Origin of the sequence: Wolbachia endosymbiont (group B) of Villa cingulata, assembly GCF_964028285.1 — a bacterium.
Taxonomy (GTDB): Bacteria; Pseudomonadota; Alphaproteobacteria; order Rickettsiales; family Anaplasmataceae; genus Wolbachia.
The window spans coordinates 881816-899407 of the sequence record NZ_OZ034766.1; the positions used below are offsets into that span (position 1 = coordinate 881816).

Genomic DNA, 17592 nt, shown 5'->3' on the forward strand with positions numbered 1-17592 from the left:
TAACCATTTTTACATAATTAACTAATATACTAATTTTAGTATAAGCTTTTATTTAGTTAGGTATGACACAGCTTAAAGATACACAAGATATTGAGAAGAAATTCAAGGATGTCTTTGCTGGTGCTTTTCCAGAAGGTACGTCGCTGGAAGATAAAGTGAAGATTATCAATGAGTTCCGCCAGGAACTTAAAGCTTACAAAAGGCAAGTAACCAAAGAAAATCTCGAGAAAAGGTTAAAAGATATTTCTGCAGCAGATAATTTTTCACTAGAAGATAAAATTAAGACTATTGCAAAATTAAATCGTAGTCTTAGAGATCGAATGAACCGTGCAGCTAAAAAAGTAGCTAAAGATTTTGAAAAGATCGTCGAATTGAATCGGGAACTTAAAGATGTTTTTCCAGAAAATTCTTCATTGGAAGATAAAGTAAAAATTATTGTTGAATTGCACCGAGAGCTTAAAGCTCAAAAAGGGCGTAAAGATGAAGTGAAGATTATTAAAAAATTGATTCATAATCTTGGAGGTCGAATGGATCGTGCAGCCAAAAAAATAGCTGAAGATTTTAAAAAGATTGCTGGATTTAAACAGAAATTCGAAGGAAAAGACGTTTTTACAAGTAAAAAAGTTGCAGAGTTTGAAAGTAGTAAAAAATCTCAAACTACATTAGAAGGCAAAATTTCTGATCAAAATAAACAAGAAAAGACCTCTGTACAAACAGACAAAATTCGTGACTCAGTTAGTGAGGTAGATACTTCTGAAAAAGCTGTTTCAGAAGATAAAAACTTTGAACAAGAAAAGATTTCTGTTCAAACAGACAAAATTCGTGACTCAGTTAGTGAGGCAGATACTTCTGAAAAAGCTGTTTCAGAAAATAAAAACTTTGAACAAAAAAAGATTTCTGTTCAAACAGATACAGTAACTAAGTTACAACCTTCAGTAAGCAAAGATCCTATAAAAGATAAACCTAGCAACAAAAAGCCTGAAATTTCGTTAAAACAAGTCTCAGTGGATAGGAATGCTACAGAAAAAAAATCTAATAATAAAAAATCTCAGTTGAGTGAAAAGAAAAATATATCTCAACCGAAAGAAAATCAAAAAGAAGAAGGCTTTTTGGTACGTTTTCTGAAGAAAATATTCAAAAAACTTTTTGGTGAAGATAAAAAGAGTGTAGAGGATATAAAAGGAACTACTCAAAAAAGTACGCCAAATGATGAAGGGCAACAACAAAATAAGCTCCTTTCAAATCAAGACCAAAGCGCAAGTGAAAGTTTAAAGCAAATTGATAATCCATTGTTAACTCCTGTCACGAAAGTAGAAAAAACAAATACAGACCATAAACGATAATTCGCCTTAGATTTCTTGCATAGTCTGGGGTCCAATTTGTCATCCTATGGCTTGACCATAGCTAAAAATCTTGATTCCAGCGGGCTTTGTTGCATCACTCTTCGGATAGTAGGTAACGTGGAATAAATTCATGAAGCTATCTCAAATTTAGCCATGCCTATATCAGTAAATTTGTTAAGCAAATAACACTTGAGTAGCAGTTCTCTCTCACGATTAACCTCAGATTTGTTTCTAAAACTAAACCCAAATGTTTGCTTCAGTCGCGAGAAAAAACTTTCTATATAAGATCTCTTCCCATAATTTATCTCTTTTTTCCACCTCTTCATACCATCTTCATCATATGACTTTATGAGCTTGATTGTAGAATTTCTCTCATCCATATAATCCAACTTTGGATGCTCTACTGCATTATTTTGCGGAGGAATCCTTGTCTTTATGTCAAGCTCATCGCACAGTTTGTATAACTTCTTTCGATTATATGCCCTGTCTGCATATAGTGTGCTTATATTATATTTAACATCAATCCTTGCAATAAGATCACATGCTCCATAGTGGTCAGAATAAACTCCGCCACTGTATTTTGCTGCTATAACTTTTTTGCTACCTATCTCTAGCATTACATGCAGTTTTCTTGTTTGCTCATAGCGGCGATACTTTCTATCTGTACCATTTGCCTTGCTATGACCTGGAATATTATTGTAGATGCTTATTCCAGTACTATCTATGGCAATCTCAATATCTTCTGTATTATTTTTATCATGTCTTCGATCATTAATTTTGATGTTAAGTTTTTTAAGCCTTCTTGAGGCCTGGGAATAGCTAATAACTTGCAAGTTTTTCCTTACTTGCTCAAGGTACCCTGCTATAAATCCCGCTGTTTGTCTCAGACCTATTCTAAATAAACAAGTTATTATGTGAACCAGAATCACGACCTTATCGCTATAAATATAGTTGCCACCAGCCATTTTTGGACCTTTTTCGTACCAATTTTCTATGGCATCATTGACGTAATAAAAAATATTTCCCCTCTCTTGGAGAAATTTGTTATATTCATGGCAGTTACTGACTCTCATTTTTTGTGGCATATTTTTCTTTAGTAGGTTAAATGCTTGTCTTATAGTGAATTTTGTCAGTAACTGCCAGTTCTTTTTATTTGACCTATGCAACAAAGCCATTCCAACGTCACACGCTAACTTAAATTATTCATAAAATTTGCTTCGGTAAACCTAATTTGGGTTAGCTATAGAAAGCAAAACAGACACAAATCAGGAAAATAAAAAAAATTATAGATTTTCTGTTTTTATTATAAAAATAATTAATTTTTAAATATTTTATATTGATTTTGTCATCAAAGTTCATATAATATTAATATATTAACTTTGATGGTGGTAAAGAAATGCATGGTAGTATAAGCGACGAAGTGGTGAAAAATTTAGACAAGTTTACTTCTTATAGACAAGTAAATAAATTTAAAAAGATATTCAATAATCTTACCACTAACCATAAAAATGAATATATAAGGCATTGTAAAGCAAAGCCTAAAAGCTCTTCAGCTATGTCCGGCATACTAAATGGACTAGACAAGGAAGAAGCACTTTCTATCTTTAATCAGTTACCTCAAGAGTTTGCTTTCAATACACTCGATTGTATTCATCCCACATTGACTTTATTTAAAATTCTATTTAATCAACTGAATCCCCAGCAAAAAGAAGATTATAAAGTAAATTTAGAGACAAAATCAACTGTCAAAGCTAAGCTTGTCCTAAAGAATTTTTACTTAAGCAATAAAGAGAGTTCAAGCAACTTAAGTACTGAAAACTCCAATGAACCGTTAGTACAAAACAGAGATGATTTGCCAGCAGCAAATTTCTCTCCTATATCTCCTGCGTTCAAGGAAACAGTTGTTGAACATCAATTTGATACTAGACTAGAACTTTCTTCTGACAAAGAGGATCAATCATGTAGCCAAACAGTAATTCCATTTCTGGGTTTTGCTGAATTCGATAATCAATTCTGCAATACTGTAACAGAAAATTCGACAGTTAGTAGTAGTTTAACGTCGAATGATAATATATCAGATAGCCTAGAAGGTGAGCAATTATCCCCAGAATATTATAACTATTTGATAAATGGAGTAACTAGTCTGCAATCCTCAATTGTGGATGATTTGCCAGAGTTAAATTTATCTCCTATAACTCCTGCATTCGAGGAAACAGTTGTTGAACATACATTTGATAGTAGATCAGACTTTTCTTATGAAAATGAACCGTTAGTAAACAAAAGAAAAAGAGCTGAAGAGAATCAATTATATAGCCAAATAATTCGTTCAATAACTGGAAAACAGCGATCACAAGACTTATGTTTTACAGCGTATAATAGTCTTACAGAATGTGAATTAGAAGAAATATGCACAGTGGAGCCACCAGCAAAGCGCCAATGCATATCAGTACCTTCATTTGAGGGTTTTGCTGAATTCCATAATCAATTCTGCAATATAGTACCAGAAGATTCAATAGTTAATGATAGTTCAGTGCCAGAAGAACATACTAGCCTGGAAGGTGAGCTAACTTTCCTAGACTCTCAAATAAATGGCGGAGAGCCATTAACTAGTCTGCAATCCTCAAATGTGAATCCATTGCCAGAGTTCAGTTTCTCTCTAAGCTCTGTTACACTAGATGAAATGGTTAAGAGATATGGCTTTAATCACAATGACCACGCTCTAAGTGATTTAGAAGAGGTATATGTAGAGCAACCAGCAAAGTTCCATACATATTACCACAATAACTAGGGACAAAAAAAGGTGGTAGTTTAACCTACCATCTCCTCTGGTTTCACTATCCTTTCAAACTCCTCCTCAGTGAGCAGTTGAAGTTTTGCTGCTGCTTCTTTTAGAGTGATATTTTCTTTATAAGCAAGCTTCGCTATTTTTGCTGCATTGTCATATCCTATATGCGTATTTAATATAGTAACTAGCATTAACGACTGATTTAGTAAATCCTTTATTCTTTCTTCGTTTGCTTTAATATCAACTACGCATTTCTCTGCAAAATTTAAACTTGCATCAGCTAAAAGTCTTATAGACTGCAAAACATTGTAAATTATCACCGGCTTAAACACGTTCAATTCAAAGTGACCATTTGAGCCACCAATTGTCACGGCAACATGATTTCCTATAACTTGAGCACATACCATAGTCACCGCTTCACATTGAGTTGGATTTACTTTACCTGGCATGATTGAAGAGCCAGGCTCATTTTCTGGTAACATTATTTCTCCAATTCCGCATCTTGGACCAGAACCAAGTAACCTTATATCATTTGCAATTTTCATCAAACTGACTGCTACTGTATTGAGTACTCCACTGAGCTCAACTAAAGCATCGTTTGCTGCCAGTGCTTCAAACTTATTCTTTGCTGAAATAAACGGAAGATTAGTGATTTCTGCTACTTCTTTAGCAAAATCCTCAGCAAAACCCTTTTTAGTATTGATTCCCGTGCCAACCGCGGTGCCACCTTGTGCAAGTTCATACACATTGCTTAGAGTTGATTTTACTCTCTCTATTCCCTTTTGAATCTGAACTGTATATCCAGAAAATTCCTGCCCAAGTGTTAGAGGAGTTGCATCTTGCAGATGAGTACGTCCTACTTTTATTATATCTTTAAATTCATGAACCTTATTATTTAGCGCTTTATATAATTCCTCAAGATTGGGAATAAGCAAGCGGTCTATTTGTTCTGCTACTGCTATATGCATTGCTGTTGGAAAAGTGTCATTTGATGACTGACCACAGTTTACATGATCATTTGGATGCACTGGAGACTTACTACCTAAATCACCGCCCAAAATTTCTATTGCACGATTGCTGATCACTTCATTCACATTCATATTGGTCTGCGTTCCAGACCCGGTTTGCCAAACAACAAGCGGAAATTGATTATTAAATTTACCGTCTATTACCTCCTGTGCCGCTGTGCAGATTGCATCCCCTACTCTATTATCTATGCTACCCTGTTTCATGTTAACACGTGCTGCTGCAAGTTTTACTATTGCTAGCGCTTTAATCAGGGGCTCTGGCATTTTCTCTGTACCAATTTTGAAATTTTCCAAAGAACGTTGAGTCTGCGCTCCCCAGTAATGTTCACTTGGTACTTTTACTTCTCCTAAGCTATCTGATTCTATTCTAATTTTTTTATCCATATTTCCTCCTTCTAGTGCTTGACGTTACCTACATATATGAATTAATTAAATCAAATTGTATTTCAGTGTCAAGCTGAGACATTTTTAGTGAAGACCTTAGAAAACTTTCAAGCCATATCTTTTGCTTCTATTATTTTTTTATTGTTATTAAGGCAATCATGCAACCTTAAGCAATAAACCTACTTTCATTCTCTACAAGGCTATTCTACTTAGAGCTTGAATAGTGAAAACATCTTTAAGCGCAGAAGCTATACCTGTGTTTGCTTTCTCTTTTTTTACTTCTACAATTGTATAACCAAAAATTGCACCTAACGCTAGACTAATGGTAGCTGATGCTACACAAACTGCAATCGCTGCTCCCGCAGAACATGATATTGTCATACCTGCAACATAACCTATTGTACCACTCACACCAATGCAGACGTATTTCTTCCGTAGCTCTTTTTGTATATGACTTTTCAGATATTCTTTTACATCTAAATGCCCGTTTCTAGTAGCATAATTCAGAGCAGTGTTTTCATAGCCATCTTTCACATTAACATTTGCTTTTGCTGTTTCTATCAGGTACTTTACTACCTCTAAATAGCCACTTCCAGCAGCCCACATTAGAGCAGTTCTGCCATAGTGATCTGTTGAATTAATATCTTCTTTCTGTTTTTCTATCAGGTATCTTACTGTTTCTAATTGACCATTTTTGGCAGCTGAAAATAATCCTGCATGATTGTTAATCATTTGTGCAAATGATAATGTTTTTAGTTTAGGGGGTTGTAACTCTTGAGTATTAAAGTTTAATTGTGCTGGAACAATTTCTACTTCAAGCTCTACATGTTCTCTCGTGAAATGATCAAGTAGCCTTTTTACCTGATCAATTGTTTGAATTCTTACCTTATAACACCGCGATAAAGAATTGATTATTTCCCTGTTGTTAAGAAAAAATATCACTAATTCTATTTTACCTGTTAAATCTTTAGCATAGATTGAGTATTCTATATTTAATCTATCTTGTGAAATATTTTGTATTGTCTCACTCTCTTTCCAAATTCTTACCTGTTCATTAATTCTCTTACTTACAAGAAAATTATATAATTCACTATCTTCTTCCTTCATTTTATTAAGTTCATCCTTACAGTCATACCAATAAGATGATAACTCTGGTATCCAAGTAGGATCAGGCAAGCGAGGAATTGACATATCAAGATTAGCTATTAAATGACATCTAGTTAGAAGCTTTGCTACCTCCTTATGGCCGTTTATAATAGCATATGTTAGAGCAGGGAATTGACATTTACGTTTCACATTAAGATTAGCTCCATTTGCCATTAGAAGTTGTATTACCTGAAGATGACCACGGGCAGCAGCATGAATTAGAGCAGTTATGTTTCCCGCATATTCCGCATTAACATTTGCTCCCTCTTCTATCAAGTATTGTACTATCTTTAGTTGATCATTGTTAGCAGCCCATATTAGAGCGGTTCTTCCAGAGTGATCCGTTGAATTAACAATTGCTCCACCCTTTATAGCTTGCTGCACAAAATCTAGCTGTCCTTTTTTAGCAGCATTAATTAGCTGCGCATTTAGCTGTTCTTGTGATGGCATATACCCCTCCTAAAATAATATACAATTTAAAGCTATTTTAGCCACTATTCAAGCTTTAATGGCTAAAATTGATTGAATCACTTTTTAGTGTTTTTTTATGGTTATTTGAGTCTAGCAAAGATGAGTCTATATCACAATCTAGTAATTCTCCTACTGCACTTAGTAAACCAGCTGTACAACCAGCTATTTTGATCTGGATGAGAGGAGATATAATTTATAACCACTCCCCTATCCTTTCTAGTTGTTTGTAGCTGTTAAATCTCAGGAATTTATCAAAATAAGGAGAGGCAATGAAGGGAGTAGTATCTCTTAAATAATTAGATAAGAAATCTGGTAGAATATTCTGAAACTCATGCATTTTTTGTCTATAATCTTTCAAAGCAATAACCTTTATTTTATCATAATCAAGTTTCCAATAAGCAAGCTCCGAGACTTCTTTTTTTGTTGTGTATTCCACTGCTAAAGCTTGTAAAATTAATTGCGGGAAAAATCCTGACATAACTTCCTCATTGGAAGGTGGTGAACCAAGTTTATAGTCTATAATTGCTACTTGCCCGCCTGGTAGATACTCAACTCTATCACATCTTGCTGTCAATAAAATTTCTTCTGTCATTCGAGTATCTGACCAGCTCTTATTACACAATTGTTTGGTGTGTTCATTTGCAATCAAATTTTCTGGATCCAAGTAGTCAAGTACTGGGATGACACCCTTCTTCTTAGTGGAAGTTGTACAGCATCCGCGCAGTTGTGTGTCACGCGCTGGAATATGAAATATCGGATAGGAAAAGCTCTTCTCCAACTCAACTTGATTGTTTCCAGTCCTATCAAACTCAACAAAAGATTGAATTATCCTCTGCAACCTTACCCACCACATATTTGAAAAGTGGAATCGATTAGACGAGAATATTTCTCGTGCAATACTCATCAGCGACTTTTCGTTGCGTAAATATCTTGCAAAAATATTGTGTACCATAGTGCCAAACTCCAATATCGATGGCTTAAAATTTAAGTCTTTCAACTGTCTAAGGTTCAGTATGTATTCAACATAAAATGAATAAGGGTTACGAATCAGTTTTTCTACCGCACTGCAAGACATCACTTGCATTTTTTCTTCTCTGACTTTGGCTTGAGGTTTTGGCATAGGCTGAGTACATGGAACAATGCACTCAGGTGTATTTAATATTCTTAGCCAATTGCGATAAGGATATTTTGGTTCTTGTAACAGAACCTCCAAACGGCGCAATAGAATTGATTTTCTATCACTCACTAGCCTCGTAATATAAACCTTGCCGGCACCAAATAAATTGCGCAAAGTATACAAAAAGCACCCTTGCTCTTCTTGCACAGAAGGAAGGTTAAATTTTTCTCTATTCAGTGCACTCAAAAACGGATTCTGAAAATTTGGTATATCATTAAATCCAGCAAGTATTACAACTTTATTTTGATATAAGCTAAATTTATCAAAGTTATTTTCTGGAGAAAAAAACTTCCTTTTTAAAAATAATATCAGGATTTGACTATATAACTCTAAGGAACACTCAATTGCTATACCGTCACATGCATTTAAGAAATCACGAGTAAAATTACCTATTTCACTATTTAGCTCTGAAAAATTTATACCAGATAATATATTAATACACTGCAAATGAGTTGCCACCACATCAGAAATAGGGCAATTTATAGAGTTAAGTAAAAGATTAAGTATAGCCTCTAACTTACTGATAATAACCAATATATCCTCTTTATATTTTAGCTTTTCGCGGGCATTAATAGCATTTATAATACTGCTTCGGCCGTTCGCACTGAAGCTACGTAATATCTCTATCTCAAACTCAGATAAAACACGAGCGTACTCTTCTTGAGTGTAATCAAAAGTCACTAGCCTATGTTTAAGGAGCGAAAGTAATGACACATTGCTCCAATTTGAGGTCAAAACTTCGATACTATAAAGTAGGAGTGTTATATAAGGATAATTTTCCGGTATGGCACTGTGTTGCCTTGATAAACATGCTATACGAGCTGCAAGTAATTTATCAAAGACAACCAAAGAAACGTTTTCATAACCTTCATTCTCTATAATTAGTGACGTCACCTGTGCTTCTTCCTCTCTGGAATCACAAGTGATGACTTCAATATTTTCAACTGATCCACTACTAACTTCGCTCAGATCAGCAGTTGTATCGAAGACGTAATCAATAATTTCGTTATTCACAGTGTTCAAGCAGATAATATTCCTCCTATCTACATTTAAATAATCGAGTAGATCTTTCAGGCAATGTTGATGGTGTTTTTTATCAAGTGACTTCCAGTCTTTTTCTTTAATTCTCAGATTCAGGTTAGGTAAAATTATCTTTCCAAGTGGTAGGTCATATATAGCTTTAATCAATAACTTGTAGATTTCACCCTTTCCAATTCCAACAAAGATTATATGTTGATCTTTCTGCAAAGAGGCTATTATATTGTTTATGTAGTCACTTTTATGTTCTAGTATATCTACTACTCCCAGGCCTTTTAAAGTGTTACCCCAAGTTTTGACAAGTAAGTTTATAAAATTCTCTATTTTCTTTGAGTGCTCATCGAACTGATAATAATCCGCTATTTGTATATATTGAAATAGTGATGGCAAGCTATAAGCCAAATCAATCGGAAAATTATCATTGTTTTTTTTATTCCACTCCAATATGAATTGAATGAGTAGCAGCGTTCTCTTTGTTGGGTTGATAACTTTAACTCTATCAAGATTTAATATTAAATCTTCTTCATCAATATTCTCTAGTGAAACTATCTCTGGCAAAATTATAGCGCTGCAACTCTTGAATGCGCTCAGTAATGCTATCACACCCCTCTTGCAGGGAAGTATGATCTTTATTTCAGGAATTTCTTTTCTTTCATATTCAGAAAATATGTGCTGAACCAGAACATCAAAAAGGGACTCATTCACATTAACAGTAAAAACTCTTCCCACTAACAGTAACAATTAATACAACACTTTTATTGTATAGAAATTATTTAAAATATAAATGTGCCCGCAGTTTCTTATGCTATGATATATTAAAGTCTTTCACAATATTACATGGCAAACATCAGAATAGAAGTTTTTAATAAATGTGAACAAGTTGGCCGCAGAAGGGTAGTTAATGTTTACTTGATTTACATAAGCAAAGAATTACCATCAAAATTACATGAAGAAATTTGTGGGCTATTTTATAATAAAGTCATACAAGACTGTCGTTATTATTCCTACAATGAAAACCTTGAAGAAGTTCAATATAACTTCATAGAATCACAAGCAAAGTGGGGCTTGGAGATAAGCTTTTTACCTGGCATGACCGATAACGTAGGCAACACGGCAAAACAAATTGTTAGAGAATATCTAATGAGCAAAGGCCACATTGATGAAAGTGTTTCTATCAAGGCAAGAAGTTCAAAATTGATTCTAAGTCAAGGAGGTTTTCCAACCGAAGATGACATAAAACAGGAATTCAATCCTATTACTGAATATTGCACACTTGTCTATAAAGAAAACGGCAATTGCCATTGGAAGTATTACAGTAAACCAAATACCCCACCTGGTGTCATTACAGCGCGTGACCAGGAAAAAAAAGAATGGATCCCAGTGTCAAGCACTGGGATGACACCAGGTAATAATGGAGCAAAATCTGTTAAACTCAATGTAAGTGACCAAGAGCTTGAAAAAATCAGCAGAGATGGAATCGATGGTAATGGCACTTTAGGGCTCTCGCTGGCAGCAATGAAAGCTATAAAGGATTACTTTAAAAAACTCGGTAGAAATCCATATGATATTGAACTTGAGTCTCTGGCACAGACTTGGTCTGAACATTGTAAACACAATATTTTTTGCTCCCCTATTGATGAAATAAAAGACGGTCTATATGCTCATTATATTAAGCGTGCAACGCGTGAGATAAATTCTAACATATGCGTGTCAGTTTTCTCCGACAACGCAGGAGGAGTAATTTTTGATGACGATTACTTGATTGTAGATAAAGTTGAAACTCACAATAGTCCTTCAGCTCTCGATCCGTTCGGTGGAGCAATGACTGGAGTGCTTGGAGTTAATCGAGATATAGTCGGTTTTGGCAAAGGTGCAGAACCTATCATGAATACTTATTACTTTTGCTTTGCCAAAGAATCAAAAGGCAAACTTTATAGAGATAAAGAGCGTACTGATAAAATCTTACCACCAAAATATATAATGAAAGAAGTGATTCACGGTGTTAATGTTGCTGGTAATTGCTCCGGTATTCCAACGCAACTTGGATCGGTATACTTTGACGATAGATTCTGTGGAAAGCCATTAGTTTTTGTTGGAAGCATCGGAATTATTCCACGGAATATAAATAATGCACCTTCACACATAAAAGAACCCAAAAACGGTGATAAAATCGTAATTATTGGTGGAAGAGTTGGAAGGGACGGAATTCACGGTGCAACTTTTTCTTCAGAGGCATTGTCGGGAAACAGCCCTTCAACAATTGTGCAAATTGGTGATCCTATAACACAAAAAAAATTATCCAACGCCGTCGTAAAAGCAAGAGATCTTGGTCTTTATAATGCAATAACGGATAATGGAGCAGGCGGTCTATCATCGTCCATTGGTGAAATGGGAAAAGACGGATTTGAAGTTGATTTGAGCAAGGTTCTCCTTAAAAACGATGGTATGGCTCCGTGGGAAATATGGATATCAGAATCACAAGAGAGAATGACCTTAGCAGTGCCAGAAGAAAATCTTCCTGCGTTTAAGCAAATCATGAAAACACATGATGTGGAGGTCTGTGTAATTGGAGAATTCAACAAAAGTGGCAAAGCCGTTGTTAAATGTCCCCCAGGAGCAGTAATAATGGACATCGAAACTGAATTTCTGCATGACGGTAATCCCAAAGTGCATTTACAAACAAAGCCATGGTCTGGAAAATCTAACCCATACGCTGTCATTCCAGAATTCTCTCCTGTTATCCCAGTGCTTGACACTGGAATCCAGCAGGCTTTGTCTGCAAATAAATCTAAAACTTTATGTCAAAATACGTGCGATGGCAGAGTTGAGCTTGAGATAGATTCCAGTGTCAAGCACTGGAATGACACCTTTGCACTAAAAGAAATGCTAAGCAGACCAAACATACGCAGCAAAGAGTTTATAGTGGTGCAATATGACCATGAGGTTCAAGGATCGTCAATACTGAAACCACTGCAAGGCAAGGGAAGAGTGTGCAGTGAAGCTGTTGTCTCGAGGCCAGTCCTTTCTTCAAACAAAGGTGTTGTAAAATCGCAGGGATTTGGCTCAAGTTATGGAGAAATTGACACTTATCACATGGCAGCATGTGCAATTGACACTGCAATACGCAACTACGTAGCTGCAGGAGGAAATATAAATCATCTAGCGTTGCTCGACAATTTTTGCTGGTGCGATGCTTATAATCCAGAAAGATTGTGGCAACTAAAGAGAGCTGCAGAGGCTTGTTACAACTTTGCAACTGCATTTAAAACGCCATTCATATCCGGAAAAGACAGTATGTTCAATGACTTCAAGGGATATGACGAAAATGGCGAGAAAGTGATGATATCTGCACCACCTTCATTACTCATTTCAGCAATTGGAGTTATAGACAATATTGAAAATGCGGTATCGCTTGATGTGAAAATGCCAGGGGACTTGATATATGTGCTTGGTACAACCCACGATGAGCTTGGTAGATCTGAATATCAGTTATATAGTGGAATAGATAATAACAACGTGCCAAAAGTTAATGCAAAGAGCGCTAGGAAGTTGTATGAACGTTACAACCAGGCAATAAAAGATGGCATAATTGTCTCTGCAATTGCACCAAACTTAGGCGGCTTAATTATTGCTCTGGCAAAATCGCTAATTGCAGGAGACCTTGGTGCTGAAATTGATCTTTCACTAGTACCAATAGGAAAAACACAAAATACAGACATAATAAACAAGATAATAATGTTTTCTGAATCGCAAAGTAGAATATTAGTAACCATTGCCCCGCAAAATCAGCGGAAGTTTGAAAAATTGTTTAAAGGTATAGTTTTTTCATGTATTGGAAAAGTGACAAAGGAGAAAGCTCTCAATATAAAGGATATTATAAGAATAGATTTGAAAGACTTAGGTACTAGTTTAAATAACTTTTGATTACGCTAGACAAATTTTTCATTATGTGTAATGTCTGATTAAAATAAATGCATGTTATTAAATTTGGGTAGGTGATTATGTCCATTTTATCAATACTCTTGCTTATCAGTCTTTCTTTACTTAACACTTCAAATAAATTAATGATATGTGCTACCTTATTTGTGGGAGCTACTTTAGTTGTAAACTCAATGGTTGAGTTTCATGGTAGAAGCAAAGCTACTTACAGCTTAATAGTGTGTACAGTGATATGCTGTCTTTTTAAATTGCAAAATTTTAGTTTGGTAATATTGGTTTCATATACTGCAATTCTAGTCTCTCTTCTCTCAAGCATAGTTATTTTAAAAAAATTAAAGTCCAAATTGAATTTTCATATGGCAAATTTCATCACTTTAATTATAGCATCAGTCATTGATAGTACGATTGTTTGTGTTGGACTACTATACAAAATTTCTGCAGGTAAATGCTTATCAAGATATATTAAAGATTTAATTTTTAAGTTTTCCTATGCATCGATATTGAGTATCTGCTTGTTTGTAGGAATGTATTTATTCTCCTTGGCAAGCAAGAAGTATTTTAAGGTTTCTGCATAACCCGTCTTCTGATATAGCCAAAATAGTTTAGATTTAACTATAACCGTCATTCCGCTATTTGTTAGCAGCTTGGCAGTATAATGTGAAAAGCTCTTATTCGGATAGCGGTTCTAAAATCAAAGTAATTGGAAACTGTTAACTTAAGTTATCCTTTAAGAGAGCTAGTACAATTTCTTACAGGTTTCATACATGATAAGAGTTTTATTTTTAGCTAAACCAATTGAAATAAGCTATAAAATCTGTTAAAGTCAACTTTGTGCAAGCACCCTTAGCTCAGTTGGATTAGAGCATTTGACTACGGATCAAAAGGTCGGGCGTTCAAGTCGCTCAGGGTGCACCATATTTTATAGGAAATAGAGGTCATACTTGAAATTCATATGTGTAATACCTATCTTTAAAGGTAAAATACTGAGCTATTATATATGAACAAAAAAGACTACTATGATCTGCTAGAAGTGAGCAGAAATGCTAGTACTGACGAGATAAGAAAAGCATATAAAAAACTAGCATTAAAATATCATCCTGACAGAAATCCTGGTAATAAGGAAGCAGAGGAAAAATTTAAAGAAGTAACAGCTGCATATGAAGTTCTATCTGACTCTGAAAAAAGAGCAGGTTATGATCGTTATGGTCACGATGGTGCTTCCGGTGGATTTGATTTCAGCCAAGCTGGAGGGGATTTTAGCGATATATTTAACGATTTTTTTGGTGGAGGATTCGGCGGCAGTACAAGTAGGTCAAGAACAAAAAGAAGTACAACAGGAGTATCTGGAGCAGATCTGCGCTACGACCTTAAAATCACCTTAGAAGATGCATTTAAAGGAATACAAGCACCTATACATTATGTGACAAATATAAAATGTAATACATGTCAAGGCACAGGTAGCGAAGGAGCAATCAAACCAGTTCAGTGCAACACATGCCAGGGAAGCGGTAGAATTAGAACTCAACAGGGCTTTTTTACCATTGAAAGAACGTGTACTACATGCTATGGGGAAGGAGAAATAATACAAAATAAATGTAAGAAATGCGGTGGAAGTGGGCGTAAAAGAGATGAAGTAAATATCTCCGTTTCAATTCCAAAAGGCATAGAAGAAGGAGCTAAGGTAAGGGTCAGTGGTAAAGGAGAAGCTGGAGCAAGAGGTGGAAAAAGCGGAGATTTATACGTATGTGTGAAAATAGCTACTCATCAGATCTTCACTCGCAATAGAGCAGATTTACACTGTAAAGTGCCTATAAGAATGACACTAGCAGTACTTGGTGGTGAAATCGATATTCAATCAATTGATGGAGCTAAAATAAAAGTAAAGGTCCCTGAAGGCACTCAAACTGGTACCAAACTACGTTGTAGGGAAAAGGGTATGCCATATATGAACTCACATGCTCGTGGTGATTTATACGTACAGGTAATAGTTGAGACTTTAAATCCAAAGAATTTAACCCAAAAGCAGATTGAGCTATTAAAAGCGCTTGAGGAAGAGGAACATGAAAGTGTAGAGCAGAAATCTGAAGGATTCTTTGGAAAAGTAAAAAAAAAATGAGAAATTTGCTAAATGATATAAAGAGGTAGCTGTCTACACTTAATTCTTTTTACCAATTTGAAAGCCTTCTCTTTTAGTGAAAAGATTTTTTTAAGTTATGCAAAAGTGATAAATTCCTTTATTTAAGGTCGAAGTTTTGCTATCCTCGCATTTTAATAATTTAAAATTAATGAACATAAACAAAAATGAGTTTTTATTTCTTCCTCTTGGAGGAGTAGGAAGAATTGGGATGAACGTTAGCCTATATCATTATCAAGGCAAGTGGATTATGATCGACCTTGGTATCGGTTTTGCAGATGAAACTATGCCAGGTGTTGAGCTACTCGTTGCTGATGTAGATTTTATTGCTCAAAGAAAAAAAGATTTGCTTGGAATAATAATTACACATGCACATGAAGATCACTGTGGTGCAGTGCCTCATCTGTGGGAAGATTTGCAATGTCCCATATATACAACAAAGTTTACAGTCAATTTTCTCAAGGAGAAACTAAAGGAGTTTCGATTGGAAGGTGTGGTACCTGTGAAAGAGGTAGACATAAATGGCAGCATAAATTTGGGTCCTTTTACCGTTGAGTTTATAAATGTAACTCACTCAATTCCTGAGGCAAATTCAATATTAATTAGCACTGAAGCAGGTAGTGCACTTCATACTGGGGACTGGAAATTTGATCCAAAACCTGTTGTTGGATTAATTTCTAATATAGAGCGTTTAAAAGAAATTGGCGATAAAGGTGATCTACTTGCAGCAATTTGTGATTCAACAAACATACTGAGCAAACACGACCCTGAATCAGAAAGTGAAATTTATGATAATATTTACAATATAATAAAGCGGTCTAAAAAATTGATTGCTGTATCGCTATTTGCCTCAAATGTGGCGCGAATTGAGACTATCGCTAAAGCTGCACAAGCACTAAATAGAAAAGTGGTTTTACTTGGCAGATCTTTATGGAGAATAGTGAAAGTTGCGCAGGATAGTGGTTATTTAACTGATTCTCCTGAGTTTCTAGAAGCAAAGGAGGCAGTAAATTTTCCAAGGGAAAAGCTGGTGCTACTTTGCACAGGTTGTCAAGGTGAGCCACTGGCAGCTACCGCAAGACTTGCCGCTAAGAGTCATCAAGCATTTAAAATGCAGCAAGGTGATACCATGATCTTTTCATCAAAAATCATTCCTGGCAATGAAACTCGTGCACATAACATACTCAATGCCTTTATTGAGATGGGAGTAGAAGTTATTACTGAAAAAACAGAGAATGTTCATGCTTCCGGACATCCAGTAAAAGCAGAGCTAAGGGAAATGTATTCTTTGATAAAACCTAAGATGTCTATTCCGGTTCATGGTGAGTATATTCATACGGATGCACATGTAAAGTTTGCTAAAGAGTGCGGTGTGAAAAAAGCAATAATGATTGCACCAGGTGATATTGTTAATTTGGAAAATGGGGAAAAAGTTAGCTCCATTGATGTCAACTACTTTGGTATTGATGGTATGTTACTCCGTCATCCAGAATGCAGCGTTATAAAAATGCGTGAGAGAATGAGAGATGCCGGAGCTATCGTAGTGACAGCAGTTGTAAACAAGAAAAATAAACTGCTTGCTAAGCCAAAAGTATTTGCACCTGGTGTTTTCGAAGCGCAAAAAGATGCAGCCATTATGCAAAAGATCATAAAGAAGGTTGAGTTAGCATTTGACTCACAGCCGATAAAAAAAATAAGAAATAAAATTGAGAGCTCAATATTTAGTATCTTAAAAGAATATTTACTAAAAAGACCTATAATTGAAGTCCAGATAGAACAGGTATAGAAATATACCTCTTTTTATTAACCATTATTTGAGTAAGAAGTTAACAATGTATTCTTTGATGTTATTTCAGCATGCAATACTGGAATCCGTAAAAAAAAATCAGTGTCAGATCACACAACTATACAAACATTGTGATTTGAATCTACCAGAAGGGTGCCATCTCAACGCCCAGGCAAACATTATAGTTTTAGAGCAATCTCCACCAGTAGGGTGTCATCCCAGTGCTCTGACACTGGAATCCAGTTTTTCATGCAACCTTGTCAAAGACGTTTATTTTAGAATAAAACAGCTACTTTTATGCTTGCCACCTCAGTGCACTTACTTGCAGTCAAATTTCTGGATTCCAGTGTCAAGTACTGCA

General features: G+C 35.3%; 9 protein-coding genes and 1 tRNA gene. 6 read left to right on the top strand and 4 right to left on the bottom strand.

Annotation, left to right across the window (positions count from 1 at the left end; translation table 11 throughout):
* Nucleotides 1-62 precede the first annotated feature (62 nt).
* Nucleotides 63-1343, top strand: a complete 1281-nt coding sequence (locus tag ABWU52_RS04585; protein ID WP_353276392.1) for a hypothetical protein — start codon at nucleotides 63-65, stop codon at nucleotides 1341-1343.
* Between the two features lie 128 nt (nucleotides 1344-1471).
* On the opposite strand, the gene ABWU52_RS04590 is transcribed toward ABWU52_RS04585, so the two are convergent.
* Entirely contained in the window at nucleotides 1472-2509 is a 1038-nt protein-coding gene (locus ABWU52_RS04590; protein ID WP_353276237.1) for an IS5 family transposase, read from the bottom strand.
* A 230-nt stretch (nucleotides 2510-2739) separates the two neighbouring features.
* Between ABWU52_RS04590 and ABWU52_RS04595 the strand changes: the two genes are divergently transcribed.
* Nucleotides 2740-4131, top strand: coding sequence for a hypothetical protein (locus tag ABWU52_RS04595; RefSeq protein ID WP_353276394.1), 1392 nt, complete (start codon nucleotides 2740-2742; stop codon nucleotides 4129-4131).
* Between the two features lie 20 nt (nucleotides 4132-4151).
* On the opposite strand, the gene fumC is transcribed toward ABWU52_RS04595, so the two are convergent.
* From fumC to ABWU52_RS04610, 3 genes are all read right to left on the bottom strand, one after another.
* Nucleotides 4152-5540, bottom strand: coding sequence for a class II fumarate hydratase (fumC, locus tag ABWU52_RS04600; RefSeq protein ID WP_353276396.1), 1389 nt, complete (start codon nucleotides 5538-5540; stop codon nucleotides 4152-4154).
* A 192-nt stretch (nucleotides 5541-5732) separates the two neighbouring features.
* Nucleotides 5733-7136: an ankyrin repeat domain-containing protein gene (locus ABWU52_RS04605; protein WP_353276398.1), complete on the bottom strand. Its 1404-nt coding sequence runs from the start codon at nucleotides 7134-7136 to the stop codon at nucleotides 5733-5735.
* Nucleotides 7137-7350: 214 nt separating this feature from the next.
* Nucleotides 7351-10101 (bottom strand): PD-(D/E)XK nuclease family protein, encoded by a 2751-nt coding sequence (locus ABWU52_RS04610; protein WP_353277725.1) that lies wholly within the window; start codon nucleotides 10099-10101, stop codon nucleotides 7351-7353.
* Nucleotides 10102-10209: 108 nt separating this feature from the next.
* Here ABWU52_RS04610 and ABWU52_RS04615 point away from each other — a divergent pair, with 108 nt between their 5' ends.
* From ABWU52_RS04615 to ABWU52_RS04630, 4 genes are all read left to right on the top strand, one after another.
* Nucleotides 10210-13296 (top strand): phosphoribosylformylglycinamidine synthase subunit PurL, encoded by a 3087-nt coding sequence (locus tag ABWU52_RS04615; protein ID WP_353276399.1) that lies wholly within the window; start codon nucleotides 10210-10212, stop codon nucleotides 13294-13296.
* Nucleotides 13297-14148: 852 nt separating this feature from the next.
* Nucleotides 14149-14226 (top strand) — tRNA-Arg (locus ABWU52_RS04620).
* A gap of 82 nt (nucleotides 14227-14308) precedes the next feature.
* Complete coding sequence (gene dnaJ / locus ABWU52_RS04625) at nucleotides 14309-15427, top strand: molecular chaperone DnaJ (RefSeq protein ID WP_353276400.1); 1119 nt, start codon at nucleotides 14309-14311, stop codon at nucleotides 15425-15427.
* Nucleotides 15428-15596: 169 nt separating this feature from the next.
* Nucleotides 15597-17231: a ribonuclease J gene (locus ABWU52_RS04630; RefSeq protein WP_353276401.1), complete on the top strand. Its 1635-nt coding sequence runs from the start codon at nucleotides 15597-15599 to the stop codon at nucleotides 17229-17231.
* Nucleotides 17232-17592: the final 361 nt, after the last annotated feature.

Bases quoted from the DNA above. Each gene is read 5' to 3' on its own strand.
- ABWU52_RS04595 (WP_353276394.1), top strand. From the start codon at position 2,740: ATGCATGGTAGTATAAGCGACGAAGTGGTGAAAAATTTAGACAAGTTT.
- ABWU52_RS04605 (WP_353276398.1), bottom strand. From the start codon at position 7,136: ATGCCATCACAAGAACAGCTAAATGCGCAGCTAATTAATGCTGCTAAA.
- ABWU52_RS04630 (WP_353276401.1), top strand. From the start codon at position 15,597: ATGAACATAAACAAAAATGAGTTTTTATTTCTTCCTCTTGGAGGAGTA.
- dnaJ (WP_353276400.1), top strand. From the start codon at position 14,309: ATGAACAAAAAAGACTACTATGATCTGCTAGAAGTGAGCAGAAATGCT.
- fumC (WP_353276396.1), bottom strand. From the start codon at position 5,540: ATGGATAAAAAAATTAGAATAGAATCAGATAGCTTAGGAGAAGTAAAA.
- ABWU52_RS04615 (WP_353276399.1), top strand. From the start codon at position 10,210: ATGGCAAACATCAGAATAGAAGTTTTTAATAAATGTGAACAAGTTGGC.
- ABWU52_RS04585 (WP_353276392.1), top strand. From the start codon at position 63: ATGACACAGCTTAAAGATACACAAGATATTGAGAAGAAATTCAAGGAT.